Source organism: Amycolatopsis sp. NPDC051128 (genome assembly GCF_040682715.1).
GTDB lineage: Bacteria > Actinomycetota > Actinomycetes > Mycobacteriales > Pseudonocardiaceae > Amycolatopsis.
Genome location: NZ_JBFBBN010000032.1, coordinates 85,823 through 111,359, shown reverse-complemented (window position 1 = coordinate 111,359; position 25,537 = coordinate 85,823). Strand labels below are relative to the sequence as shown.

The 25,537-nt window shown below is 70.7% G+C and carries 22 protein-coding genes; 12 read left to right on the top strand and 10 right to left on the bottom strand.

All coding sequences use genetic code 11. The features are described from left to right. Window positions 1-153: 153 nt before the first annotated feature. From AB0M82_RS28830 to rdmE, 3 genes are all read right to left on the bottom strand, one after another. On the bottom strand, window positions 154-1,074 hold the full coding sequence (locus AB0M82_RS28830) for a zinc metalloprotease (protein ID WP_364728174.1): 921 nt from the start codon (window positions 1,072-1,074) through the stop codon (window positions 154-156). 164 nt (window positions 1,075-1,238) lie between these two features. Further along, window positions 1,239-2,795 carry a helix-turn-helix domain-containing protein gene (locus AB0M82_RS28825; protein ID WP_364728171.1) on the bottom strand — a complete coding sequence of 519 codons (1,557 nt, stop codon included), beginning with the start codon at window positions 2,793-2,795 and terminating at the stop codon, window positions 1,239-1,241. 73 nt (window positions 2,796-2,868) lie between these two features. Next, window positions 2,869-4,419: an aklavinone 12-hydroxylase RdmE gene (gene rdmE / locus AB0M82_RS28820; RefSeq protein ID WP_364728169.1), complete on the bottom strand. Its 1,551-nt coding sequence runs from the start codon at window positions 4,417-4,419 to the stop codon at window positions 2,869-2,871. Between the two features lie 173 nt (window positions 4,420-4,592). Here rdmE and AB0M82_RS28815 point away from each other — a divergent pair, with 173 nt between their 5' ends. After that, complete coding sequence (locus AB0M82_RS28815) at window positions 4,593-5,912, top strand: bifunctional o-acetylhomoserine/o-acetylserine sulfhydrylase (RefSeq protein WP_364728166.1); 1,320 nt, start codon at window positions 4,593-4,595, stop codon at window positions 5,910-5,912. Beyond that, the gene (locus tag AB0M82_RS28810; RefSeq protein WP_364728163.1) at window positions 5,909-7,027 is read left to right on the top strand and encodes a homoserine O-acetyltransferase; all 1,119 of its coding nucleotides are present in this window, start codon (window positions 5,909-5,911) and stop codon (window positions 7,025-7,027) included. Before AB0M82_RS28815 ends, AB0M82_RS28810 begins: the two co-directional genes overlap by 4 nt. Window positions 7,028-7,033: 6 nt before the next feature. On the opposite strand, the gene AB0M82_RS28805 is transcribed toward AB0M82_RS28810, so the two are convergent. Continuing rightward, window positions 7,034-7,531 carry a hypothetical protein gene (locus AB0M82_RS28805; protein WP_364728160.1) on the bottom strand — a complete coding sequence of 166 codons (498 nt, stop codon included), beginning with the start codon at window positions 7,529-7,531 and terminating at the stop codon, window positions 7,034-7,036. A 46-nt stretch (window positions 7,532-7,577) separates the two neighbouring features. Next, window positions 7,578-8,168 carry a TetR/AcrR family transcriptional regulator gene (locus tag AB0M82_RS28800; RefSeq protein WP_364728157.1) on the bottom strand — a complete coding sequence of 197 codons (591 nt, stop codon included), beginning with the start codon at window positions 8,166-8,168 and terminating at the stop codon, window positions 7,578-7,580. Window positions 8,169-8,364: 196 nt separating this feature from the next. On the opposite strand from AB0M82_RS28800, the gene AB0M82_RS28795 reads away from it, so the two are divergent. The 7 genes from AB0M82_RS28795 (at window position 8,365) to AB0M82_RS28765 (ending at window position 16,630) form a co-directional block, all read left to right on the top strand. Beyond that, on the top strand, window positions 8,365-9,135 hold the full coding sequence (locus tag AB0M82_RS28795) for an SGNH/GDSL hydrolase family protein (protein ID WP_364728183.1): 771 nt from the start codon (window positions 8,365-8,367) through the stop codon (window positions 9,133-9,135). Window positions 9,136-9,272: 137 nt separating this feature from the next. Beyond that, window positions 9,273-10,886 (top strand): carboxyl transferase domain-containing protein, encoded by a 1,614-nt coding sequence (locus AB0M82_RS28790; RefSeq protein WP_364728154.1) that lies wholly within the window; start codon window positions 9,273-9,275, stop codon window positions 10,884-10,886. Window positions 10,887-10,892: 6 nt separating this feature from the next. Then, on the top strand, window positions 10,893-12,878 hold the full coding sequence (locus AB0M82_RS28785) for a biotin carboxylase N-terminal domain-containing protein (protein WP_364728152.1): 1,986 nt from the start codon (window positions 10,893-10,895) through the stop codon (window positions 12,876-12,878). After that, the gene (locus AB0M82_RS28780) at window positions 12,875-14,029 is read left to right on the top strand and encodes an acyl-CoA dehydrogenase family protein (protein WP_364728149.1); all 1,155 of its coding nucleotides are present in this window, start codon (window positions 12,875-12,877) and stop codon (window positions 14,027-14,029) included. The genes AB0M82_RS28785 and AB0M82_RS28780 overlap by 4 nt, the downstream gene beginning before the upstream one ends. Window positions 14,030-14,043: 14 nt before the next feature. Continuing rightward, window positions 14,044-14,571, top strand: coding sequence for a GNAT family N-acetyltransferase (locus AB0M82_RS28775; protein ID WP_364728147.1), 528 nt, complete (start codon window positions 14,044-14,046; stop codon window positions 14,569-14,571). 28 nt (window positions 14,572-14,599) lie between these two features. After that, the gene (locus AB0M82_RS28770) at window positions 14,600-15,445 is read left to right on the top strand and encodes an SDR family oxidoreductase (protein WP_364728145.1); all 846 of its coding nucleotides are present in this window, start codon (window positions 14,600-14,602) and stop codon (window positions 15,443-15,445) included. 120 nt (window positions 15,446-15,565) lie between these two features. Next, complete coding sequence (locus AB0M82_RS28765; RefSeq protein ID WP_364728142.1) at window positions 15,566-16,630, top strand: alpha/beta fold hydrolase; 1,065 nt, start codon at window positions 15,566-15,568, stop codon at window positions 16,628-16,630. Between the two features lie 3 nt (window positions 16,631-16,633). Here AB0M82_RS28765 and AB0M82_RS28760 read toward each other — a convergent pair whose 3' ends face one another. The 5 genes from AB0M82_RS28760 to AB0M82_RS28740 all read right to left on the bottom strand — a co-directional run bounded on the left by AB0M82_RS28760 (window position 16,634) and on the right by AB0M82_RS28740 (window position 21,735). Next, window positions 16,634-17,509: an N-acetylmuramoyl-L-alanine amidase gene (locus AB0M82_RS28760; protein WP_364728139.1), complete on the bottom strand. Its 876-nt coding sequence runs from the start codon at window positions 17,507-17,509 to the stop codon at window positions 16,634-16,636. A gap of 3 nt (window positions 17,510-17,512) precedes the next feature. Further along, window positions 17,513-17,809 carry a hypothetical protein gene (locus AB0M82_RS28755; RefSeq protein ID WP_364728136.1) on the bottom strand — a complete coding sequence of 99 codons (297 nt, stop codon included), beginning with the start codon at window positions 17,807-17,809 and terminating at the stop codon, window positions 17,513-17,515. Between the two features lie 98 nt (window positions 17,810-17,907). Beyond that, window positions 17,908-19,113, bottom strand: coding sequence for an acyl-CoA dehydrogenase family protein (locus tag AB0M82_RS28750; protein WP_364728133.1), 1,206 nt, complete (start codon window positions 19,111-19,113; stop codon window positions 17,908-17,910). 18 nt (window positions 19,114-19,131) lie between these two features. Continuing rightward, window positions 19,132-20,427: an acyl-CoA dehydrogenase family protein gene (locus tag AB0M82_RS28745; RefSeq protein WP_364728180.1), complete on the bottom strand. Its 1,296-nt coding sequence runs from the start codon at window positions 20,425-20,427 to the stop codon at window positions 19,132-19,134. Window positions 20,428-20,526: 99 nt separating this feature from the next. Continuing rightward, window positions 20,527-21,735 carry a low temperature requirement protein A gene (locus AB0M82_RS28740; RefSeq protein ID WP_364728131.1) on the bottom strand — a complete coding sequence of 403 codons (1,209 nt, stop codon included), beginning with the start codon at window positions 21,733-21,735 and terminating at the stop codon, window positions 20,527-20,529. Window positions 21,736-21,851: 116 nt separating this feature from the next. Between AB0M82_RS28740 and AB0M82_RS28735 the strand changes: the two genes are divergently transcribed. The 3 genes from AB0M82_RS28735 to AB0M82_RS28725 all read left to right on the top strand — a co-directional run bounded on the left by AB0M82_RS28735 (window position 21,852) and on the right by AB0M82_RS28725 (window position 25,537). Continuing rightward, on the top strand, window positions 21,852-22,763 hold the full coding sequence (locus tag AB0M82_RS28735; RefSeq protein ID WP_364728129.1) for a hypothetical protein: 912 nt from the start codon (window positions 21,852-21,854) through the stop codon (window positions 22,761-22,763). A 196-nt stretch (window positions 22,764-22,959) separates the two neighbouring features. Further along, on the top strand, window positions 22,960-24,456 hold the full coding sequence (locus tag AB0M82_RS28730; protein ID WP_364728126.1) for a hypothetical protein: 1,497 nt from the start codon (window positions 22,960-22,962) through the stop codon (window positions 24,454-24,456). Next, window positions 24,440-25,537 (top strand): AAA family ATPase, encoded by a 1,098-nt coding sequence (locus AB0M82_RS28725; RefSeq protein WP_364728123.1) that lies wholly within the window; start codon window positions 24,440-24,442, stop codon window positions 25,535-25,537. The genes AB0M82_RS28730 and AB0M82_RS28725 overlap by 17 nt, the downstream gene beginning before the upstream one ends.

Genomic DNA, 25,537 nt, shown 5'->3' with positions numbered 1-25,537 from the left:
CCATGTGGGGGGGGGGGGGCGTGTGGGGGGGGGGGGCCCGGGGGTTCATCCCCGCGCCACTACCCGGGGGGCGTTCGGTGTCCGTGAATGTCGCATTGAGGGACTTGAAGTCCCTCAATGCGACATTCACGGCCTTTGCCGCGGGAGCGGACGTCAGGCGCGGTAGGCCGACCACGCGTTGTTCATCCGCGTGGCCTGACCCGCGGTGAACTCGTACATGCAGCTGTCGTAGCTGTAGTCCATGAAGTTGTGCACCGGGTCCTTGCCCGTCGAGGTGCAGGTGTCCTTGGTCGTCGGGCAGCCGGACGTCGCCGTGGCTTCGGCCGGGGTGTCCGCCACGTAGTCGCCCGAACCGGAGCAGCCGCCCTGGAACGTGTGGTACAGCCCCATCCAGTGGCCGACCTCGTGCGTGGCCGTGTCGCCCTCGTTGTAGTTCGCCGCCGAACGGCCGGGCAGCGACTCGTCGAGGAGGACGACGCCGTCGAGCTTCGGCTGCGAGCTGTAGTTCGACGGGAACGTCGCCCAGCCGAGCAGGTCGTCGCCGAGCTTGGCGGTGTAGATGTTCAGCGCGTTCTTGCCGCCCTTGCGCAGCGCGTTCTTCATGTTGCGCTCGGCCGACGTGCCGTCGGTGATGCCGTTGTACCAGGTCGAATTGTTCGTGTAGTCCGTGCTCACCAGCGAAAAGCTGAAGCCGCTCGAAGCGTAGGCGCTGTTGAGCACCGAGATCTGCTTGGTGATGGCCGACGACGGCAGGTTGCCGGTCGAGCCGCTGGTGATCACGTGAAAGTACACCGGGATCGACACCGCGGCGGCGGCCTCGGCCGACAGCGCGGTCCGCTTGCCGGCGAGCTTGCTCTGCATGTCCGCTTCGATGCGGGCCGCCTCGGCCGGGGACACCGAGTCGGCGTGCCCGTCCTTGCCGCGGTCCGCGGCGTGCGTGGGGGTGAAGCAGTCGCCGCTCGGCGCCGCGACGGCGCCCCCGGCTCCTGCGGCCGGGACGACCAGGGCGACCAGGGAGAGCGCGGACACCGCGCCCAGCTTGATGGCCTTACCGAACCGCTCCGAACTGCTCATGGAGGAACTCCTCTTGCAACGACCCGGGCACCCGGGGTGGTGAAGAGAAAATGCGGCACACGATCTTCGGAATCCACCATCTTTCGGCTGGAAAAGACAATCGGAACGATCGGCGCGATCCATGCGGCGTAACGCATAAGTCAAACACTGGGCCGAATGGCCCATCAGCTCCAGCGTACGGCGACCAGCTGGGTGATCAGCGCCAGCCGGACGTCGGGGTCCTCGAGGTCCATCGGCACCAGTTCCAGGAGCTTCCGCATCCGGTACCGCAGGGTGTTCGGGTGGATCCGCAGCTCCCGCGCCGCCGCCCGCGGGTCGCCGGGGTGCCGCAGCCACGCGTAGAGCGTCTCGACGTAGCCGGCCTTGCCCGTTTCGTCGTGCGCGCGCAGGGCGCCCAGCGGGCCGAGCTCCGCGACCTTCGCCGCGGACGCCGCCGTCGCGCCGCGGTGCAGCGTCAACGCCGTCCAGGCTTCGTCGAAGGCGATCACGCGTTCGGCGAGGAGTTCGGCGCGCAGCAGGCCGAGCGCTTCGTCGGCCTGGGCGCGCGACACCGAGAGATCGCCGATCTCGCCGGGCGCGCCCGCCGCCGCCCGCGGGGCCCCGCCGCGCCGGGACGCCGGCTGCGTGGCCAGCGCCTGCCGCAGCTCGGCCCAGCCGCCGGCCCCGGCGCGGTCCGGGACCACGGCGTAGAGCAGCCCGGCCAGCTCGGTCGTCACCGGACGGCTGCCGATGCCCTGGGAGATCCGTTCGAGCAGCGCGAGCCGCAGGCCTTCGGCGTCACGCCCATCACCGCCCGTGACCTCGATGACGACCACGCGGTGCGGCTCGTCGGACAGGTCGAGCTCCGCCATCGCCTTCCGCGGGTTCGCCCGGCCTTCGAGCACCGCGCGCAGCAGCTCGGCGGACGCGCGGCGCTGCGCGTCGGTGTGCGCGCGGCGGCGCAGCAGGTGCAGCGCGACGACCGGGGCGGCGTCGGCGAACGCGGCCGCGCGCTCGTCGGACACCGGTCCGGCGACCACCGCCCACATCGACCCGAGCAGCTCGCCGCCCATCCGGATCGGCACGATCAGCCGCGGCAGCGTGCCGTCACGCTGGGCGGGCACGAAGATCGTCTGCCGGCCGCGGGACAGCTCGCGGAACACCCCGCGCGACCGGAACCGCGCGAGCACGTCGTCCGGGATGCGGCGGCCCATGATCGTGGCGACCCGCGCGGGGTCGGTGAGGTCCTGCCGCGCGGAGTAGGCGAGCACGCGCGAGTTGGTGTCCTCGATGGTCACCGGCGCGTCGACGACCGCGGCGACGGCGTCGGCCAGCCGGAACAGGTCGCCGGAGCCGGGGTCGAGGTTGTCGGACTCGTCGGCGAGAGCGTCGAGGACGGTCCGCAGCAGCCAGACGAGCTGCGCCCACGACGTCGCCGCGTGCACCTGGACGAGCGCGATCCCGCTGGCTTTCGCGGCCCGTTTCACCGCGGGCTTCGCGGCCAGCGGCGGCTTGAGGAGGACGGCCGCCGCACCCTGCCCGGCACTCTGTTTCACCAGCTCGGCGGCGTCTTCGGGCCCGGTCGTGGCGACGCCGAGGACGAGGTCGCCCGCCGCCAGGGTGACCGCGCCGCCGGGCTCGGCGATGACGACGTCGGCGACCGCGGGGGAGTCGTCGGGCAGCTGGAGCACGTGGAGCAGCGTCGGCCCCACCCGGTCGACCACGCTGCGTACCGACACCACGTGGTCATTCTCGCCGAGAAACCGGTGGACGGCTCGGTAGGGCCGCCCACCGGCGCATGTCGCGGTAGTGCGGCTAGCGGGACAGGACCGCGGTCAGGACTCGCCAAAGCTCGCCTGCCGGGTCCTCGACCGGCTCCTTCGCCCGCCACGCGACGACGCCGTCCGGGCGCACGAGGGAAGCGCCGCCCGGCGCCAGGCCGTACTTCGCCGCGAACGCGCTGTCCTCGATCACGTGGCAGTCGAGGCGAATGCCGGTTTCCGCCGCGACGTTCGTCGCGGCCGGGGCCCAGCGTGTCCCGTCACCCGCGCACAGCAGGACCCACGAGTGGCCGAGAAGGTCCACAGTGGACTCCATCCCCGGCGCCCGGAACCCCGGCCGCCCGGTCGGCGCGTGCACGTCCTCGACGCGCTCGCCGTCGTCCGGCTCCTCCGGCAGCACCGCGGTCGAGCGGTAGCGGAACGCCAGGATGGCGGCCAGGAGGTCCACCGGCTCGGTCAGCCCGGAGACGTCCAGGTCGGGGTGCATGCGCTGTTTCATGTTGTGCAGCGACGTGTCGATGATCATCCGCGCGATCGGCTTCCGCTCGGCTTCGTAGGTGTCGAGCAGCGCCGGACCCGCTTCGCCGCGAAGCACCGCGGCGAGCTTCCACGCGATGTCCGCCGCGTCGCCGACCGCGGTGTTGCCGCCCTGCCCGCCGGTCGGCGGCGTCACCTTGGCCGCGTCACCGACCAGGAACACCCGCCCCGAGGCGAACCGGTCGGCGAGCCGCGCGGCGATCTCCCACGAGCCGGTCCAGACGACCTCGGGCTCCAGGTCCGGCAGGTCGGTGGCGGCGCGGATCATCGCGACCAGCCGGTCGTGGGCGAAGTCGGCCGGGCTCTCGCCCTTTTCCGGGAAGTAGTCCGGCGCGAAGACGTACCGGTTCGGCACGTCGGTGTTCACCAGCCCGGCGGTGAACTCGGGGTGCTGAAGGTAGAACAGGTCGGTCACGCCGGACTTGACGCGGTCGCCGAGGTCGGCGTCGAACACCACGCCGAGGCAGTGGCTCAGCGCGTCCATCCCGGTGGTCCCGATGCCCAGCCGCTGCCGGATCCCGCTGCGGCCGCCGTCCGCCGCGACGACGTAGTCCGCGCGCACCACCGTCTCCTCGCCGGAGTCGCGGTGCCGCAGCGTCGCGGTGACGCCGTCGTCGTCCTGCGTCAGCTCGACCAGTTCGGTGCGGAACCTGATCCGCGCGCCGGCCTTCTCCGCGTGCGCCAGCAGGATCGGCTCGACGACGTCCTGCCCGGCCATGCCGGCGGGCAGCGTCGTCGTGGCCGAGACGTCGAACTCGCTGCCGTCTTCCACGAGCCGGTGCAGCACCCGGCCGGCCAGGCTGGTCGCGACGGTGATCCGCAGTCCCTGCGACGCCCGCGGGCTCGCCGCCAGCACCTCGCGGTCGATGCCCGCCCAGCGGAACAGCTCCATCGTGCGCCAGTTCTGCCCGGCGGCCCGCGAGTGGATCGACGTTCCGGGGTGCCGCTCGACGGTCACGACGTCCACCCCGTTCCGCGCCAGGAACAGCGACGCCGACAAGCCCCCCAGCCCGGCCCCGACGACGAGGACCTGAACCCGCTCACCCATGACTACCTCCATACCTGTGAATCTCCCTTGAGAAATATCTTAGACACAGAGAGATTTGGTTTGCAAGGGTGTCCTGCTCCCAGGGCGTGAGAACGGTTGGGGGCCCCGTTCGGCCGAAGTAGCTTCGGTGGCGGCAGCCGCCAGATGAACCCCTTGAGCCGCAAGGAGAACCGATGAGCGCGGACGAGACCTCGGCGTGGTCCTTCGAGACCAAGCAGATCCACGCGGGCGCCGCGCCGGACCCGGCCACGGGCGCGCGGGCCACGCCGATCTACCAGACGACGTCGTACGTCTTCCGCGACAGCCAGCACGGCGCCGACCTGTTCAGCCTCGCCGAGGCCGGCAACATCTACACGCGGATCATGAACCCGACCCAGGACGTCCTGGAGCAGCGGCTCGCGGCGCTCGAAGGCGGGGTCGCCGCGCTGGCGTTCGCGTCCGGCTCGGCCGCGACCACGGCGGCGATCCTCAACCTCGCGAGCGCGGGCGACCACTTCGTCTCGAGCCCGTCGCTCTACGGCGGCACCTACAACCTCTTCCACTACACGCTGCCGAAGCTCGGCGTCGAGGTCACGTTCATCGACGACCAGGACGACCTGGACCAGTGGCGCGCCGCCGTCCGGCCGAACACGAAGCTGTTCTTCGGCGAGACGCTGGCCAACCCGGGCAGCAACGTCCTCGACATCCGCGGCGTCGCCGACGTCGCGCACGAGGCCGGCGTCCCGCTCGTCGTCGACAACACCGTGCCGACGCCGTACCTGCTGCGCCCGATCGAGCACGGCGCCGACGTCGTCGTGCACTCCGCGACGAAGTACCTCGGCGGGCACGGCACGACGGTGGCCGGCGTGCTGGTCGACGGCGGCACGTTCGACTTCGGCAAGGACCCGGCGAAGTTCCCGGGCTTCAACCAGCCCGACCCGAGCTACCACGGCCTGAAGTACTGGGAGGCGCTCGGCCCCGGCGCGTACGCGGCGAAGGCGCGTGTCCAGATCCTGCGCGACACCGGCGCCGCGATCGCGCCGTTGAACAGCTTCTTGATCCTGCAGGGCATCGAGACGCTGTCGCTGCGCCTCGAGCGGCACGTCTCGAACGCGCAGGCGCTGGCCGAGTGGCTCGAACAGCGCGACGAGGTCGAAAAGGTGTACTACGCCGGCCTGCCGTCGAGCCCGTTCTACTCCGCCGCGCGGAAGTACCTGCCGCGCGGCGCGGGCGCGGTCCTGTCGTTCGATTTGCGCGGCGGCGACAGTGCCATTGCGGCAGGCCGGAAGTTCGTCGACGGCACCCAACTACACAGCCAGCTGGTGAACATCGGCGACGTCCGCAGCCTGATCGTGCACCCGGCGTCGACCACCCACAGCCAGCTCAGCCCGGCGGAGCAGCTGACCAGCGGCGTGACGCCCGGGCTGGTCCGGCTCGCCGTCGGGCTGGAAGGGATCGAAGACCTCAAGGCCGACCTGGAGGCCGGATTCCGGGCGGCCAAGGCGGAACTGTGACGGATGAGCCCGTCACCGGCGCCTGGCGGATCGGCGATCCGCCGGGCCGCCGGAAGTTCGTCACCGGCCCCGGCGCGCTCGCGCTGGAGGCCGGTGGCGTGCTGCCGGGGTTCACCCTGGCGTACGAGACGTGGGGGACGCCGAACTCGGACGCGTCCAACGCGATCCTGGTCGAGCACGCGCTGACCGGGGACAGCCACGCGGCCGGGCCTCTCGAGCCGGGACATCCCAGCGCGGGCTGGTGGGACGCGCTGATCGGGCCCGGGAAGGCCGTGGACACGAGCGAGTTCTTCGTCGTCGTCCCGAACGTACTGGGCGGCTGCCAGGGGTCGACCGGGCCGTCGTCGCCGGACCCGTCCGGGAAACCGTGGGGCAGCCGGTTCCCGGTGGTGACGGTGCGGGACCAGGTCGCGGCCGAGGCGGTGCTGGCGGACGCGCTGGGCGTTTCCCGCTGGGCCGCCGTCGTCGGCGGGTCCATGGGCGGGATGCGCGCGCTGGAGTGGGCGGTGTCGCTGCCCTCGCGGGTGGCGTCGGTGCTGGTGCTGGCGTCGACGGCCCGTGCGTCGGCCGAGCAGATCGCCTGGGCGGCGCCGCAACTGCACGCGATCCGCGGCGACCCGGATTTCCACGGCGGCGACTACTACTCGGCGTCGGCGGGACCCCACCGCGGCCTCGGCATCGCGAGGCGGATCGCGCACGTCACCTATCGCAGCGAGCCCGAGCTGGCCCAGCGGTTCGGCCGGACCCACCAGGGGCCGGAAGATCCCCTGCGGGGCGGGCGGTTCGCCGTCGAGTCCTATTTGGACCACCACGCCCGCAAGCTGGCGCGGCGGTTCGACGCGAACAGCTACGTGGTGCTGACGGAGTCGATGAACACCCACGACATCGGCCGCGGCCGCGGCGGCGTGGCGGCGGCGCTGGGCCGCGTGACGGCCCGGGCGGTGGTCGGCGGCGTCGACAGCGACCGGCTCTACCCGCTGTACCAGTCGGCGGAGATCGCGGCGGGGATCGCCGGGGCGGCGAAGCCGTCGGTGGTCTCCTCGCCGTACGGCCACGACTCGTTCCTCATCGAGACGAGCCAGATCGCGGCGCTGGTGAAGGCCCTGCTGGGCTAGTGCCGTTCAGTCCGAGACGGCTTCCGAGATCCAGGGGGCCACCGGGAGGTCGCGGTCCAGGCACTCCACCGACAGCCGGATCGTCCAGCGGAGCGCCTGCAGGACCAGGCTGTCGACCTCGTCCGGCGCCGCGTTGGCCAGGGCGATCTCCACCTGCTCCTGCGCCGCCTCCGTGTTGCCGTGCACCTCCGCGAGCAACGTCCGCACCGCGGTCCGCACCGGCGGGTCGGCCTGGTCGATCGAGACCTCTTCACCGTCCTCGTCGAAGACCTGGACCTTCACCGGCGCGCTGCCCCCGTCGCCGAGGGTGGAGACCATCGCGCTGCACTCGCCGAACAGCAGCAGCATCAGGGCCTTCGTCTCGTCCGCGCGGGCCTGCGGTTCGACGGCCGTCGGGGCGACCTCGACGAGGGCTTCGGCGTCGTCACCGACGCTCAGCGCGGTCAACGCGCGCTGGGCCTTCTCGACGAGCCGCTCGTTCCAGTCCGGGTCCACGTGCCCCATCAAACACCAGCGACGGCCCTCGTGGGGATACCTTGATCCGGGTCGGTCATCCAGCCGCGCGAAGGGCACCCAGCGCGAGCCGGCAGAGCAGCCCGGCGAGTTCGTCGTCACTGAGATGGCGGTTGTACGGTGTCGAGTTGATCAATCCGAACACGGCGTGTGCCGCCGACCGCGCCTGCCGTTCACCCAGGTCCGGCACCGCCTCGCGGATCGCGCGGACCCAGACCTCCACGTACTGGCGCTGCAGCGCGCGCACCTGCTTGCGGTCGGTGTCGGTCAGGTTCGCGAGGTTGCGCTCCTGGACGGTGATCAGCGCCGGGTGGGCGAGCGCGAAGTCGACGTGGAACCGGACGAGCCCGGTCAGCGTGTCGGCCGGCTCGCCCGGCCGGCTCGCCCGCGCGGTGCCGCCGTCGAGCAGGTAGCGGCTGATCGAGTTCAGCATCTCGCCGAGGATCGCGTCCTTGCTGCGGAAGTGCCGGTAGAGCGCGGGGCCGGAGATGCCGACGGCGGCGCCGATGTCGTCGATGCCGACGCCGTGGAAGCCGTGGTGCGCGAACAGCTCGGCGGCCGCGGCCATGATCTGTTCACGTCTGTTCGCCTTCTCGCCGTTCACGAGGGGCGTGGGGTTGGCCGCCATCCGGCCATATTAGAGCGGCAGGTTAGCGAGCGCTAACACGTGTTTCCTCCTTCCGACGTGGGCCGTGTGGGTTACCTACCGGTAACTAGGGGTTCCCTGTGGGGTCTTTACCTGCTGTCCTATTTGAGTCGGCCCTGTCACAAAGGAGTGACCCATGGCTGTTCCCATCCGTAAGTTCCGGCGATCCCTTCTACGGTTGAGTACGGCCCTGGGGGCCGTTGTCCTTGCCACTCTCGGCGTCACGGGCCTCGCCCATGCCGCCGGGACCGTCTACGCCGCGCTCGGCGACTCCTACTCCTCCGGGGTCGGGGCCGGCAGCTACGGCAGTTCCGGGAGCTGTTATCGCAGCTCCAAGGCCTATCCGCAGCTGTGGACCAACGCCCACAGCGGCACGTCGCTCACGTTCCTGGCCTGCTCCGGGGCCAAGACCGGCGACGTGATCGGCCAGGCGAATTCGATCCCGTCGTCCGCCACGCTGGTCACGGTGACGGTGGGCGGAAACGACGCCGGCTTCGCCGACGTGATGCAGGCCTGCACCCTGGGCAGTGACTCGGACTGCGTGAACCGGGTCAACACGGCGAAGACGTACATCAACGGCACGCTGCCGCCGCTGCTGACCAACACCTACAACGCGATCAAGGCCAAGGCGCCGGGCGCTCGCCTCGTCGTCCTGTCCTACCCGCGCTTCTACACCGTGCCCGGCTCCTGCTGGGTCGGGCTGAGCGACACCAAGCGCTCGGCGATCAACTCCGGCGCGGACGCGCTGGCGTCGGTGACCCAGCAACGCGCCGCCTCGGCCGGGGCGACGTTCGTCGACGTCCGGCCGTCGTTCGCCGGGCACAACATCTGCTCGTCGGCCGGCGACTACCTGCACAGCCTGACCTGGCCGGTGATCGAGTCGTATCACCCGACCGTGGCCGGGCAGTCGGGCGGCTACTACCCGCCGCTGCGGGCGGCGATCGGCTGAGCCTCCTGCGAAGATTCGTGAAGGGCGCCCTCAGGTTCGCGAGGGTGCCCTTCGCGGCATTCCGGCCACTGGACACTCACGTTAGCGGTCGCTAACATCGAAACGGAGGTTAACGACCGCTAACTTCGAGGGAGCCCATGGACACGCCGGCACTGGGGACTACGGCTGCCCCGGACAGCGAGGCCTACGCCCGCAACGTCACATCCCACGCGGAGCTGGTCGAGGACCTCCGCAAACGGTTGGCCGCCGCCCGCCTCGGCGGGCCGGAGAAGGCGCGCACCCGGCACGTCGAACGCGGCAAGCTGCTCCCGCGCGACCGCGTCGACACGCTGCTCGACCCGGGTTCGCCGTTCCTCGAGCTGTCGCCGCTGGCCGCGAACGGACTGTACGACGACGAAGCGCCGTCCGCGGGCATCATCACCGGCGTCGGCCGGGTCTCCGGCCGCGAGTGCGTGGTCGTCGCCAACGACGCCACCGTCAAGGGCGGCACGTACTACCCGATGACGGTGAAGAAGCACCTGCGCGCCCAAGAGGTCGCGCTGCACAACAACCTGCCGTGCGTCTACCTGGTGGACTCCGGCGGCGCCTTCCTGCCCAGGCAGGACGAGGTCTTCCCGGATCGTGAACACTTCGGCCGGATCTTCTACAACCAGGCCACGATGTCCGCGCGCGGCATCCCGCAGATCGCCGCGGTGCTCGGCTCCTGCACCGCCGGCGGCGCGTACGTCCCGGCGATGAGCGACGAAGCCGTGATCGTCCGGAACCAGGGCACGATCTTCCTCGGCGGCCCGCCGCTGGTGAAGGCCGCGACCGGCGAGGTCGTCACTGCCGAAGAGCTCGGCGGCGGCGACGTCCACTCGCGCCAGTCCGGCGTCACCGACCACCTGGCCGACGACGACGCGCACGCGCTGCGGATCGTCCGCTCCATCGTCTCGACGCTTGGGCCGCGCGCGCCGCGCCCATGGGACGTCCTGCCGACCGAAGCGCCGGTTGCCGATCCGGCCGAGCTGTACGGCGTCGTTCCTACCGACCCGCGCACGCCGTACGACGTGCGCGAGGTCATCGCGCGGATCGTCGACGGCAGCCGGTTCGGCGAGTTCAAGAAGGAGTACGGCTCGACGCTGGTCACCGGGTTCGCCCGGATCCACGGCCACCCCGTCGGCATCATCGCGAACAACGGCGTGCTCTTCGCCGAGTCCGCGATGAAGGGCGCGCACTTCATCGAACTGTGCGACAAGCGCTCGATCCCGCTGCTGTTCCTGCAGAACATCACCGGCTTCATGGTCGGGCGCGCGTACGAGGCCGGCGGCATAGCCAAGCACGGCGCGAAGATGGTCACCGCGGTGGCCTGCGCGCGGGTGCCGAAGCTGACCGTCGTGATCGGCGGGTCGTTCGGGGCGGGCAACTACTCGATGTGCGGCCGGGCCTACTCGCCGCGGTTCCTGTGGATGTGGCCGAACGCGCGGATCTCGGTGATGGGCGGCGAACAGGCGGCGTCGGTGCTGTCGACGGTCCGCCGCGACTCGATCGAGGCGCGCGGCGGCGACTGGTCCACAGAGGACGAAGAGGCGTTCAAGGACCCGATCCGCGAGCAGTACGAGGCGCAGGGCAGCCCGTACTACTCCACCGCGCGGCTGTGGGACGACGGCGTGATCGACCCGGCGGACACCCGTACGGTGCTCGGCCTCGCGCTTTCGACCGCGGCGAACGCGCCCTTGGCTGCCGTCAACTACGGCGTCTTCCGGATGTGAGGGATGATGTTCGACTCAGTGTTGGTCGCGAACCGCGGCGAGATCGCGGTCCGGGTCATCCGCACGCTGCGCGCCCTCGGTGTCCGCGCGGTCGCGGTGTACAGCGACGCGGACGCCGACGCGCGGCACGTCCGCGAGGCGCATGCCGCGGTGCGCATCGGTCCGGCCGAGGCGTCCCGCAGCTACCTTTCGATTCCGGCCATCGTGGACGCCGCGGTTTCGTCCGGTGCGCAGGCGGTGCACCCGGGGTACGGCTTCCTGGCGGAGAACGCCGAGTTCGCGCGGGCCTGCGAAGCCGCCGGGCTGGTGTTCATCGGCCCGCCGGTGGCGGCGATCGACGCCATGGGCGACAAGATCCGCGCCAAGGCGACGGTGTCCGCCGCGGGAGTTCCAGTGGTGCCCGGCGCGTCCGATGTGGACATCCCGGCCGGAGGGTTCGCTTCGGCGGCGGCGAAAGTCGGGTACCCGCTGCTGCTCAAGCCGTCCGCGGGCGGTGGCGGCAAGGGCATGCGGCTGGTGCACGCCGAGTCCGAATTGGCCGCCGCCATCGAGTCGGCACGGCGTGAGGCGCTCGGTTCCTTCGGGGACGACACGCTGCTGATGGAGCGGTTCGTCACGACGCCGCGGCACATCGAGATCCAGGTGCTGGCCGACACCCACGGCACGGTGATCCACCTCGGCGAGCGCGAGTGCAGCCTGCAACGGCGGCACCAGAAGATCATCGAGGAAGCGCCGTCGGTGCTGCTGGATCCCGCGACGCGCGAAAAGATGGGCTCGGCGGCGGTCGAGGCCGCGCGCTCGGTCGGGTACGTCGGCGCGGGCACCGTCGAGTTCATCCTGTCGGCGCACGACCCGGACGAGTTCTTCTTCATGGAGATGAACACCCGCCTGCAGGTCGAGCACCCGGTCACCGAGCTGGTCACCGGGCTCGACCTGGTCGAGTGGCAGGTCCGGGTGGCGGCCGGCGAGCGGCTTTCGCTCACCCAGGAAGACGTCGTGCTGACCGGCCACGCCGTCGAGGCGCGGGTGTACGCCGAAGACCCGGCGCGCGGCTTCATCCCGACCGGTGGGACGGTGCTGGCCGTGCACGAGCCGTGCGGCGACGGCGTCCGTGTCGATTCGTGGATGACGCCCGGCGCGGTGGTCGGCTCGAACTACGACCCGATGCTGGCCAAGGTCATCGCCTGGGGCCCGGACCGCGCGGCCGCGCTGCACCGGTTGGACCTGGCGCTGGCCGACACGGCGCTGCTGGGCGTCGGCACGAACACCGCGTTCCTGCGCGCGCTGCTGGCCGATCCCGACGTGCGCGCCGGTCGGCTCGACACCGAACTGGTCGACCGCCGGCTGTCCACATTGGTCTCTTCGGACGTGCCCGGCGAGTTCTTCGTCGCGGCCGCCCTGGACCGGTTGCTCGAGCTGCAGCCGTCCGGGGCCGTCGTGGACCCGTGGGACGTGCCGGACGGCTGGCGGATGGGCGGCTCCGGCGGGGTGACGTTCCGGCTGAAGTCCGGCCAGGCCAAGGCCGTGGTCCGGGTGCAGGGCACGCCGGCGGACGCGACGGTCTTCGTCGACGACGGTGGGCCGGTCCAGGTGTCGGCTCGGCGCGACGGCGACGTGCTGGAGATCCGGCACGCCCGCGGGTTCCACCGCTACCGCCAGGCCTGCGGTCCCGGCCGGACGGTGTGGCTCGCCCGCGACGGACTGAGCTTTCCCTTCGGGGAGCAGGAGTTCGTGCTGTCGGCACGCGGTGAGGCCGCCGGGGCCGGGCCGGTCACCAGCCCGATGCCGGGCACGGTGCTCGTGGTCAAGGTCACGGCCGGAGACACGGTGCGCGCCGGGACGCCGTTGCTGGTGGTCGAAGCGATGAAGATGGAGCACACGGTCACGGCGCCGATCGACGGCGTGGTCAGCGAACTCCCCGTCCGGGCCGGCCAACAGGTCGCGCTGGACGAAACCCTTGCCGTCGTTACGCCTCAGGAGGAGCAGCTGTGATCGACTTCCGTCTTGACGAGGAGTACGAGTCCCTTCGCAAGACCGTCGAGGACTTCGCGCGCGCCGAGGTCGCGCCGGTGATCGGCGAGCTTTACGAGAAGGAAGAGTTCCCGTACGAGATCGTCGCGAAGATGGGCGAGATGGGCCTCTTCGGCCTGCCGTTCCCCGAGGAGTTCGACGGCATGGGCGGCGACTACTTCGCGCTGTGCCTGGCGCTGGAGGAGCTGGCGCGGGTCGACTCGTCGGTGGCGATCACCTTGGAGGCCGGGGTTTCGCTGGGCGCGATGCCGATCTTCCGCTTCGGGACGCAGGAGCAGAAGGAGGAGTGGCTGCCGTCGCTGTGCGCCGGCACGGCGTTGGGCGGCTTCGGCCTGACCGAGCCGGGCGGCGGCTCGGACGCGGGCGCGACGCGCACCCGCGCCTCCTTGGACGGCGACTCCTGGATCGTCAACGGCAGCAAGGCGTTCATCACGAACTCGGGCACGGACATCACGAAGTTCGTCACCGCCACCGCGGTCACCGACGTGATGGAGAACGGCCGCAAGGAGATCTCGGCGATCCTCATCCCGTCCGGCACGCCGGGCTTCCAAGTGGCACCGAAGTACTCAAAGGTCGGCTGGAACTGCTCGGACACGCACGAACTGTCCTTTTCGGATGTTCGCGTCCCGGCCGGGAACCTGGTGGGCACGCGGGGCCGGGGCTACGCGCAGTTCCTGTCCATCCTGGACGAGGGCCGCGTCGCGATCGCCGCGCTGTCGGTGGGCCTGGCGCAGGGCTGCGTCGACGAGTGCCTCCGCTACGTGAAGGACCGGGTCGCGTTCGGCAAGCGGATCGGGGAGTACCAGGCGATCCAGTTCAAGATCGCCGACATGGAGGTCCGCACGCACACGGCCCGCCTGGCGTACTACCAGGCGGCGTCGAAGATGCTGCGCGGCGAGCCGTTCAAGAAGGAGGCGTCGATCGCGAAGCTGGTGGCCTCGAACGCGGCGATGGACAACGCGCGCGACGCGACGCAGATCTTCGGCGGGTACGGGTTCATGAACGAGTACCCGGTGAGCCGCTTCTACCGCGACGCGAAGATCCTGGAGATCGGCGAGGGGACCAGCGAGGTCCAGAAGATGCTGATCTCGCGCCACCTCGGGGTCGCCTGAGGTTGAATGGCGGCATGGACAACACCGTCATCCGATCGGGTGATCCTGGGGACGCCGACACGTTGCTGTGTTTCTTCGACGAAGCCGTCGAATGGCTCGTCGCGCGAGGTAGTGCGAAGCAGTGGGGCACGGAGCCGTGGAGCCGCGTCCCGAAGCGCGTCGAACGGGTGAAGGGCATGGCCGCCGACCCCGGCCTGCGCGTCGCGATGGTCGACGGCGAGCCCGCCGGTGCGCTGATCGTCTCCGAAGAGCGTGACCCGCACGTACCCTCCGTCGACGAGCGTGAGCTGTACATTCGCCTGCTGATCACGTCCCGGCGGTTCACCGGCCGGCGCGTCGGCGGACGGCTGATCGAGTACGCGCTCGACGAGGCGCGGCGGCGCGGCATCGACCTGGTGCGCGTCGACTGCTGGGCCGGCGGCGACGGCGCGCTGCAGCGCTACTACGAGAGCCACGGTTTCAAGCCGACCGTCCGGTTCACCGTCGACGAGTGGGTGGGTCAGGTGCTTGAGCAACGCGTGGGGGTAGCGGCACACTGTTGACTTCTCGCCAACAGACGAAGGAGTCGCCATGGCCGAGGAGTTCGCGGGCAAGGTCGTCGTCATCACCGGCGGCGGGCAGGGGATCGGCGCGGCGACCGCGTCGGCGCTGGCCCGGCTGGGCGCGCGGGTGGTGATCGGCGACCTGGACCAGGCCCGGGCCGAAAACACCGCCCGCGAGCTGGGTGCCGAAGCGCTGCCGCTGGACGTCACCGACATCCGCGGCTTCACCGGGTTCCTCGACGAGGTCGAACGCCGCCACGGCCGGATCGACGTGCTGATCAACAACGCCGGCATCATGCTGCTCGCCGCGCTGGAGGAGGAGAGCGACGCGACGACCCGACGTCAGCTGGAGATCAACCTCCACGCCGTCATCCACGGCACTCGCGAAGCCGTGAAGCGGATGCGCCCGCGGCGCAGCGGGCACATCGTCAACGTCGCCTCCTTCGCGGGCAAGGCCGGCTTCCCCGGTGCGGCGACCTACTGCGCCACCAAGCACGCCGTCGTCGGGCTGTCCGAAGCGGTGCACCTGGAGCTGCACGGCAGCGGCGTCCACGTCTCGTGCGTGATGCCGGGCATCGTGCGGACGGAACTCGCGAGCGGGCTCGGCGAGGCGAAGATGTTCAAGTCGGTGCGGCCCGAAGAAGTGGCCGACGCCATCGTCGCCACGCTGCGCAAGCCTCGTTTCGACGTCTTCGTGCCCCGGTCGCTGGGCACTATGGGCAAGCTCACGCGGCTGCTCCCGCGCAAGGCGGGCGAGGCGCTCGCGCGAGCGCTCAAGGCGGACCGGCTTTTGGCCTCGGCGGCCCATTCCCCGGCCCGCGCGGACTACGAAGCCCGGGCCGCGGAGAGCGCGCCCGGCGCGGACCCGGCGTAACTCGGACGGTCTAACGACCGTCCGAAATGGACGTGCTCGCGGCCGTGGCGTGTTGAGCCGATCAGCCGTACCCGGCAAGATTGCCGGGGATGCCCGGGTAACTCGCAGGAGGCACGAGAAATGTTTTCACCGCCCGCACGGCTGGCCGCCGCGGCGTCGAACGTGGTCGGCAAGGTGCTGCACGGCGGTGTCGCCGACCTGCGGCCGATGCCGCGGGTGCTGGTCGACCAGGGCCCCAACCGCTCGCTGTACCGGATGACGCACAGCGGCGGGACGGTGTCCGGGCCGCCGGTGCTGCTGGTGCCGCCGCTGGCCGCGCCGGCGATCTGCTTCGACCTGCGCCGCGGCTGCAGCCTCATCGAGCACCTGGTCGAGCGCGGCCGCAACACCTACCTCGTCGACTACGGCATGGTTGCCTTCTCCGACCGGCGCCTCGGCATCGAGCACTGGATCGACGAGGTGCTGCCGCGGGCGATCCGCAAGGTCAGCGCCGATGCCGGCGGCCAGGCCGTCCACCTGGTGTCGTGGTCGCTCGGCGGGATCTTCTCGCTGCTGGTCAACGCCGACCGGCCGGACCTGCCGATCGCGTCGATCACCGCGATCGGCTCGCCGGTGGACTTCACGGCGATCCCGATCGTCGCGCCGTTCCGCCCGCTGGTGGACCTGACGGGCGGCCACCTGCTGACGCCGATCTACCGCGCGTTCGGCGGCGCACCGTCCTATCTGGTCAGCCGCGTGTTCCGCGCGACGGGGATCAGCAAGGAGATCACGAAGCCGATCGCGATCCTCACCCACCTCGACGACCGGGACTACCTCGCACAGATCGAGGCGGTCGACCACTTCATGGGCAACATGTACGCCTATCCGGGGCGCACCTTCGGCCAGCTGTACCACCGGCTGTTCCGCACCAACGACCTCGCCGAGGGCAAGGTGGACCTCAACGGGCGGATCATTTCGCTGTCGTCGGTTCGCGTGCCGACGCTGGTGGTGGCCGGCGAGAACGACACGATCGCCCCGAGGCCGTCGGTGGAACGGGTGGTGGAGCTGCTGGACAAGGCGCCGGAGGTCCGCTTCAAGACGGCTCCCGGCGGCCACCTGGGCGTCCTGACGGGCCGCAAGGCGCGCGGGACGACGTGGCGTTACCTGGACGAGTTCCTCGACGACCAGATCGCCGCCTCGATCTGAGCTTCAGCCGACGAGGTCGAGCTCGAACGGCTCGGCCGCGCTGTAGCGGACGTCCGCCCACACCGCGCCGGGCAGTTCGTAGCGCCGGTGCGACGTCAGCTTCGGGTCGTAGCCCGGGAGCTGCGCGGGGTTGTGGCCGATGCCCGCGCGGTCCGAACCCCACGCGAAGATGCTCGGCACCCACATCGGTTTCGCGGAGCCGTCGCCGCCGAGCGGGGGCCGGACGACGATCGCCGTGCCCGGACTGCCGGGCAGGAAGACGCGGACCGTGTGCTCGCCGTCGTCCGGTGGCGTGACGGTGATCCGCTCCACGATCTCCACCTCGGCGCGGTCGCCCGGCCCGGCGTCCGGGTCGCCGGCGGCGCGTGCGCGGAGCCAGGCGGTGTCGATGCCGACCGGGTCGATCTTGCGGCCGGCGGGAACGCAGACGTCCTTGTGACCGGCGTAGCGGTCGACGCCGCGGGACATGTAGCGCAACAGCGCGGCGACGAGCTTCGGGTAGGCGTCCAGCTGCGCGGCCGTCCAGAAGCCGGTGCCGGCGGACTCCGCTTCGATGCCGAGGAACTCGTCGTTCACGTCGAGGTACCCGAGCCAGCGGGACGCGCCGGCGTGGTAGGCACAGCCGGCGGCGACGACGTAGATGGTGCCGCCGCGGCCGAGGCCGAGGTTGCACAGCGGTCCGGCCAGGTCGGCGCGGCCGTCGATGACGATGCCGAGGGAGGGGTAGTCGCCGGGCGCGGACTCGGCGGTGGCGGTGTGGTGCCCGACAACGCCTTCGACGACGCGCATACCGCCGTGGCCACGGGTCTGCCAGCCGGCGACCTCGACGACGGGGTAGCCGGTGCTGCGAGCGGCGTCGACAAGCCAGGGGACGTACATTCCTCAGCCCTCCAGCTCGTCGTAGGCGCCGGATTCCGCTTCGGTGTCGGGTGCGTGGGGATCGGCGATGCGGGCGGCGAGAGCGGCGCGGGCTTCGTCGAGGGTCTTCGGGTTCTGCCGGCCGGCGTCCCAGTCCTCGGCGTCCCACTCTTCCGGCGTCTTGATCGGGGTGGGGTCACCGGGCTCGTACACGAGGGCGCCGGCGAGGAGCGCGGTCTCGGCGGCCCAGTCGGCCGGGCCGGCCTCGGTGAAGGCGCGGCGTTGCGCGTCCTCGGTCTCGGTCTCGGTGGGGTCGGTCACGATCGGCCTCCGTAGTCGCGGTGAGGTCACGAGTGCGACGACCATTGGGTCGTATCGCGACGCCGCGGTCAAGCCCCGGAGGCCGATCGGCCGATGACCTACTTCAGCTCGGCGGAGGTCTTGCCCAGCACCCGGCGAGCCACGATGAGCTGCTGAATCTGCTGCGTCCCCTCGAAGATGTCCAGAATCTTCGCGTCCCGAGCCCACTTCTCCAGCAAAGACTCCTCGCCGTACGCACCCGTCAGCTCGACGCACTTCAGCGCGATCTCCACCACCGAGCGGCCCGCCTTGGCCTTCGCCATCGACGCCTGCAACGAGTTCGGCTTGCGGTTGTCCGCCATCCACGCCGATTCCAGCGTCAGCAGGTACGCCGACTCGTAGTCCGCCTCCAGGCGAAGGAACTCCGCCGCCGCCGCGTGTTGTGTGTGTGCCGGGCGGTCGTAGTCGATGACCACGCCCGCCTCGGAAAGGATCCGGCGGGTTTCCTCCAGAGCCGCCCGCGCGACGCCGATCGCCATCGCCGCCACCAGCGGGCGCGTGTTGTCGAACGTCTGCATGACGCCCGCGAAGCCCTTCGCGGTGTCGATTTCCGGCGTGCCCAGCAAGTTCTCGCGAGGGACGCGGCAGTTCTCGAAGCGCAGCACCGCCGTGTCGGAGGCGCGGATGCCGAGCTTGTGCTCGACGCGCACCACCTCGAAGCCCGGCGTGCCCCGCTCCACCACGAACGACTTGATCGCCGCGCGGCCCTTGGACTTGTCCAGCGTCGCCCACACCACGACCGCGTCGGCGCGCTCGCCCGACGTCACGAAGATCTTCTCGCCGTTCAGGACGTAGTGGTCGCCGTCCAGGCGCGCGGTCGCCGTGATGGCCGCCGAGTCCGAACCGCAGGACGGCTCGGTGATCGCCATCGCCGCCCACATGCCGGAGAATCGCTTGAGCTGCTCGTCCGTCGCCACCGAGCCGATCGCCGCGTTGCCGAGGCCCTGCCGCGGCATCGACAGCAGCAGGCCCACGTCGCCCCAGCACATCTCGATCGTGCCGAGGACCACGTTCAGGTTCGCGCCGTTGCGGTTGCCCTTCTCGTCCTTGTCGGACGCGGACCGCCGCACGCCCGCCGCGCCCGCGCCACCCTCGCCGGACGAGTTGAGGCCGTCCAGCAGCGCCGCGAACATGTCCAGCTCGGTCGGGTAGGTGTGCTCCGCGCGGTCGTACTTGCGGGAGATCGGCCGGAACACCTCGGCCGCGGCCTGGTACGCCTGGTTGATCAGCGCGCCGGCCTTCTTGGGGACTTCCAGGTTGATCATGACTTGCCTTTCCGAAGCCTAAAGAAGGACGGCGCCTTCCATGACGCCGATGGCGCGCAGGTCCCGGTACCAGCGCTCGACCGGGTGCTCCTTGACGAAGCCGTGCCCGCCGAGCAGCTGCACGCCCGCGCTGCCGATCTGCATGCCCTTGTCCACGGCCAGCTTCCTGGCCAGCGCGACCTCGCGGGCGTAGGACTTGCCCTGCTCGGCCCGCGCCGCCGCGCGCAGCGTGACCAGCCGCAGGCCCTCCAGCTCGATCGCGATGTCGGCGACGGAGAACGCCACCGCCTGGCGGTGGCTGATCGGCTCGCCGAACGCGGTCCGCTCGTTGACGTAGGGCACGACGTAGTCGAGGACGGCCTTCGCGGTGCCGGCGGCCAACGCCGCCCAGCCCAGCCGCGAAAGCCGGACGAGCTCGGTGAAGACGTCGAGCTTGCCGCCGCCGAGCAGCGCGCCCGCGGGCAGCGACGCCTTCTCCAGGTGCAGCCTGCCGGTCGCGGCGCCGCGCAGGCCCATGGCCGGCTCGGCCTCGATGGACACCCCGGCGTTCGACGACTCGACGAGGAACAGCGCCGGGCCGCGGCCTTCGAGGTCGGCCGACACGATGAACGGCTCGGCCTGCGCCGCCCGCGGGACCAGCGACTTCACGCCGTCGAGCTGGTAGCCCTTGGGGGTGCGGCGGGCCTTCGTCGCGGGCTTGAACGGGTCGTACAGCGCCGCCCGCTCCTGCAGCGCGAGGGCCGCGGCCGGCACGTTCTCGCCGACGAACGCGGGCAGGTAGTCGGCCTGCTGCTGCTCGTCCCCCCAGTTGACCAGCGCGGTGCTCACCGCGGACGGCGCGAGCACGGCCACGGCCAGGCCGAGGTCCCCGTGCGCAAGCGCTTCCGCGACGAGCGCGTTGGTCACCACCGAGCGTTCGGCACCGACGCCGCCGAGCTCCTCGGGGATGCCGACCAGGCTGATGCCCAGCTCGGCCGCCCGGCTCAGCAGGCCACCGGGCGCCTCGAGCTTGGCGTCGGCGTCCGCCGCGGCCGGGCGGAGCTGCTCGGCGGCGAACTCCGTCACCGTCTCGACGATGAGCTGCTGGTCCTCGGTCGGGGTGAGGTCGAACAGCCCGGTGTCGGCGGCCGGCGCGAGCCGGGCGGGTTTGCCCAGCTTCCGCGCCGACTTGAACGACCGGGTAGCCGCGCCGGCGACGCGGAAGCCGTTGCGGGTCCCCGCGGTGACCAGGTCCTCGATGGGCTTGCGCAGCCCGGCTCGATCGACGACCTTGCTCCCGGCCAGCCGGGTCAGCGCGGAAAGGCCCCAGCCCATCGCGTCCCGTTTCCTTGGCGCAGCCATGTGGCCCTCCATCCGTTACCTACTCGCGAGTAGGTTAACCCGGGAAGCGGCGTCGCGCCAGTGTGGGGTCGCTTACGAGCGAGTTCCCGTGTGGACCTGTTTGCGCCATTCGGCGAAGCGGAGCCGTTCGAAGGCGATGAGCCCGAGCACGAGCCCGGCGACGACCAGGAGCAGGACCGCGGCGGGCACGTGTTCCAGCAACGGCGTCGCCGCGACCAGCAGCACGCCGAGGACCAGGCGCTGGTGGTTCCAGCTGCCGAGGTTGCGCTTGCGCAGGGAGCTCAGCGCGATCAGGTAGAGCGCGAGCCCGCCGGTCAGCGTCCAGATCGGCACGCCGTGCAGAGCTTCGCCGGGGGTGTGGTGCTCGGTGTCGGCGATGTAGAGGAACGCCTTCTTCAGGCCGAGGGCGACCAGCACGATCCCGGCGATCAGCGGCAGGTGCAGGAACGTGTAGGAGTCGGTGGCGAGCTTCGCGCGTTCGACGCCGGTCGCCTGGGTCAGGCGGTGCTCGGACACGCGCGCGACGACGTCGAAGTAGGCCCACCACATCCCGGCGGCCAGCGCCAGCCCGCACACGGCCCCGCCCGCGATCAGCCACGACATCGGCAGCGCCCCGATCCCGATGCCGATCGCGACGATCGACTCGCCCAGCGCGATGATCACGATGAGCCCGAACCGCTCGGCGAAGTGCGCGGGCGCGTTCAGCCGCCAGCCCTCGGGGCCGGTGAAGTAGACGTTGAGGTAGTCGACGAGCAGCGCGACGACCCACAGCGTCAGCTGCCACGGCCCGCTCAGGAAAGCGGCGACGGTGAGGAGCACGACGCTCGGCAGCAGCCCGACGAACATCCGCAGCAGCACGCGCCGCAGTCCTGGATCGTGTTTCGCCGCGCCGAGGTAGGCGACGAGGTGCAGCAGTCGCACGAGCGCGTAGCAGACGACGAACAGCGCCGGGGCGAACAGCCCGCCGGGGTGGTCGACGAAGGCTTCCGGGATGGTCAGCGACACCAGGAACATCACGGCCATGGCCCCGAACATCGCCAGCCGCGCGATCCCGTGGTCGACGTGGATGGTGTTCCCGAGCCAGGCGTAGCTGCACCAGCACCACCACAGCACGGCGAGCATCGCCAGCCCCTGCCCCACCCCGACCGGGCTCAAGTGGTCGGCCATCAGCTGGGTGGTCTGGGTGATGGCGTAGACGAAGACCAGGTCGAAGAACAGCTCGATGGTCGAGACGCGGTGGTCCTCATCCGCGTTCACCAGGTGCAGGCGTGTCGTGGGCACGCCGAATTATGGACGAAAGAAGGACAACGAGGTCCGGTTTCGCCGTAACGCCCTGCGCGAACATGGCCGAGCGTGCATGCGTCTGGGACAATGAGCGCGGGACGTGGGGAGGTGTCGTGCAGTCGTATCCAGCCGCGCACCACAAGACGATCATGGCGGTGGACATCGCCGGCTACAACGACCCGAGGCGCACGACGGCGCATCGGCTCGTCGTCCACGAAGGGTTCTGGAACCTCATGCGCGCGGCGTTCGCGGAGGCCGGGGTCCCCTGGGACGTCCTCTTCATGGAGAACACCGGTGACGGCGCGATGATCCAGTTGCCCGCCGAGGTGGCGAAGGCGGACCTGGTGGCCCTGCTGCCCGACCGGATGCTGGCGGAGCTGCGCCGGTACAACGCGGCTCACGCCGACGAGGCCAGGGTCCAGCTGCGGGTCGCGCTCCACGCCGGCGAGGTTTACCAGGGAAGCCACGGAACGGTCAGCGACGCGAACAGCCACGCCTTCCGCCTCCTCGACGCGGACGAGATCAAGGCCGCGCTGAAGGAATCGAGAGCCGCGCTGGCGTTGGTCGTGTCGAACACGTTCTACGAAGACGTCGTCCGCGCGGACCCGGCCGCGGACGCGCCCTCGTACCGCCGGATTCCCATTGTGAACAAGGAAACGAAGACCGAGGCCTGGCTGCGGCTGCTCGGCGCGGTCACGAACGGATTCCCGGTGCCCGCCCCCCGGCCGCCGTCGGCCACGGACTTCCCGGCGCTCGTGGAAGCGTTGCTCGCGGTGCCGTGCGTGCGCCAGGCGGAAAGCCGCCGGCTGCTGCTGGAGCTGTTTTCCCGGCGGGAAATCGCCGACGTCGTGCCTTATCACGCCGAAGACCGCCTGCACGTGATCGCGTTGGCGCGCACGTGCCAGCGCTTCGACGGCGGGCTGGCGGTCCTGCTCGACGCGATCAGGACCATCGAGCCGGAGTCACCACAGGTCATGGCGCTGGCCGCGATCATCGACGGCAGGCTGGAACCGCGAGCCCGATGAGTTCTCGGTCCCGAATGACTCATTCGAGACACCAATCCGAGAGCGTGGCCCGGCAGCGGGGAGCGTTCGACGGCGGGACCGGGCCGGCGAGATCGAGTGCGCGGGTGGTGTCACGTTTTTGCCCTTTTGAGATTAAGCCGAACAGGTAAACTCACGATCTTCGGTGCGCTTCTCGGGGTCGGAGGTGGTGCGTCCGGTGGGGGCGAGGCAGGGGCAGCCCGGCCCGGGTATCGCGGTCCGCAAGGCAGTGGTGGACGTGCTCGTGGTGGCCGGCTTCGCCGACGACAAGTCCATTCGCACCCTGATGGTGAGCGAACTGCGTGCGGCGCTCGATCATCCGTTCACCTTTTCGGACCAGCTGGCCGGCCGTGACCAGCTGATCGAGATCGTTTCCGCGTGCTGCCGTCTCGCGGAGGGACTGAACGTGCTGGCGGACGTGATCGAGTTCCTCCGGCCCGGCAGCAAGGAGTGCGCGGAGGTGCGCACCCTCGTGTCGTCGGTCCGGATGCACGAGGTCGTCCCGGAGGCCGAGCAGGAGAAACTGCGGGAGCGGCTGGCCGGGTTCGCGCCGCCAGGGCTCGGTATGGCCGTGCGCCGCGCGGCCCGCTACGTTTCCCCGCCGCCGCGCTACGACGACGCGTCGGCCGCGTTCTCCGGTCTCGCGGACTTCAACGCGGGTCCCGGCGAACTGCCGCCGCTGCTGATCTTCGTCGAGCTGATCGCCGCCGAGTGTGATGACGCCCTTGCCGCGGAGCTGCGCGCGTGGTCCGAAGGACAGGTCCGGCGGCTTCGTCTCGGGGACGCCTTGGACCAGCTGCGGGCGGAACTGACGGTGGCTTCGCCGGCGCCGGGCAGGCTCTACCTCCTGATCGTCGTCCGGCCCGATCCCATCGAGGAGGGCCTGTACGAGCTGTCGTGCTGGCGGCAGGACGATCCGGCTGACTGGCCGCCCGCCCGCGGGGAGACCGTGCTGGTCCGCGAGAGCCAGCTCGAGCACCACGTCGACGTGATGGTCGCCGAAGCCGAACGCGCCTGGTCCGAGGTGGCGGCCGAAGTGGCGGTCGAGTTCGTCCTGCCGCGTGCGCTCTTGAACCTGCCGGTGCATTCGTGGACGACCGAGCGAGCCTCCGGCTCGCCCAAGCCGCTGTACCTCGGCTACCCGACGGTCGTGCGATCGCTGGAGCGGATGAGCTCCCCGCGCTGGCACCGCGTCTGGCGGCAGCGCTGGAAGTCCTGGACTCGCGATCCTTCGTTCGAACGGGTGTATTTCTGCCGTACCGGTGACCGCCGGGATCGACTCCGGCTCGAAGCGATATTGAGTAATGAGCAATGGGCGATGACGGTGTTGACCGAATCGCCGCCGGTCAGCGCGATTTCCGAGGAGGACGAGCTTTTGCCGGCATTGCGGGTAGGGGTCCCGGTCATCGTCTGGCACCCCTCGGCCCCTTCGGAAGTCGTTCGCGAAGTGGTAGCCTGGCTAGCCGAAAGCAGTGGCGGACTGGGGGATTTGCCCGCGCTGGCAAGGGAGTCTCGGCTGGACGCACTTCGGAACCCGCTGTCGTCGGGTGATGGTGGCGCAATCACGGACCTGGTGGTGCTATGGGACGACCCGAATCGGTTGCTTCCCCTCGGCGAAACCGGGATCGTCGGGCACTTCGAAGGAGGTGCCGACGAGCGTGACCGAGCATCCTGACCACCCGATCGGCGGGCCGCCGCATCCGGACAGCCCGCCCGACTGGTGGATCTACCGCGGCACCGGACGTCCGCTGCACGACGTCCGGCTGGCCGACCGGTTGCCGGCCCCGCCTCCGTGGCGGACCTTCCGGGGAGCCATGCTCCCGGAACACGACGTGTTCCCGCCCGACGACGGGGAGATCGACCGCAAGCTCGGAACCGAGCTCAGCTATTCCGCCCGCGACGTCGACCAGCACGAGGTCGAGATGGTCAACGCGGCGCTCTACCTGCGGCGACCGCTGCTGGTGACCGGCCGCCCGGGAAGTGGCAAGTCGAGCCTGGCCTACCGGATTTCCCGGGAGCTGGGGCTGGGCCGGGTCCTCCGCTGGGCCGTCACCTCGCAGACCACGCTCAGGTCGGGGCTCTACGACTACGACGCGATCGGCCGGGTCCAGGCCGCGGCCGCGTGGAAGGAACTCGCCCGTGCCGACCCCGGCGCGGAAACGCCGGGTGAGGTCCCGATCGGCGAATTCGTCCGGTTGGGCGAACTGGGCACGGCCTTCCTCCCGCGACGGCTACCGCGGGTGCTGCTGGTCGACGAGCTGGACAAGTCGGAGTCGGATCTGCCGCACGATCTGCTGGGGTTGTTCGAGGACGGCGAATTCTTGATCCCCGAGCTGGCCCGGGACGCGCGCCGCTCGGCGCGGGCCGTGGTGTTCACGGCGGATCCCGGGTACCCCGCCGAAATCGAGCACGGCAGGGTCCGGTGTTCGGCGTTCCCCATCGTGGTCATCACCAGCAACGGCGAGCGCGAGTTCCCGCCCGCGTTCCTCCGGCGGTGCCTGCGGCTGGAGACGCGTGAGCCGGACGCCGACCAGCTCGCGGCGATGGTCGCGGCACACGCCCTGGATCCGGAGCGCAGCCGCGCCGGGCTGATCGAAGACTTCGTCGCGCGCAGCGCGGCCGTCGGCGGCCTGCCCGCGGACAAGCTGCTCGACGCGATCTTCCTGGCCACCTCCGGTGCCTACCGGCCCGAGGACGAGGCCTGGCCGCGCCTCGTCGATTCGCTCTGGCGACAGCTCAACCAGCAGGTGCCGTGA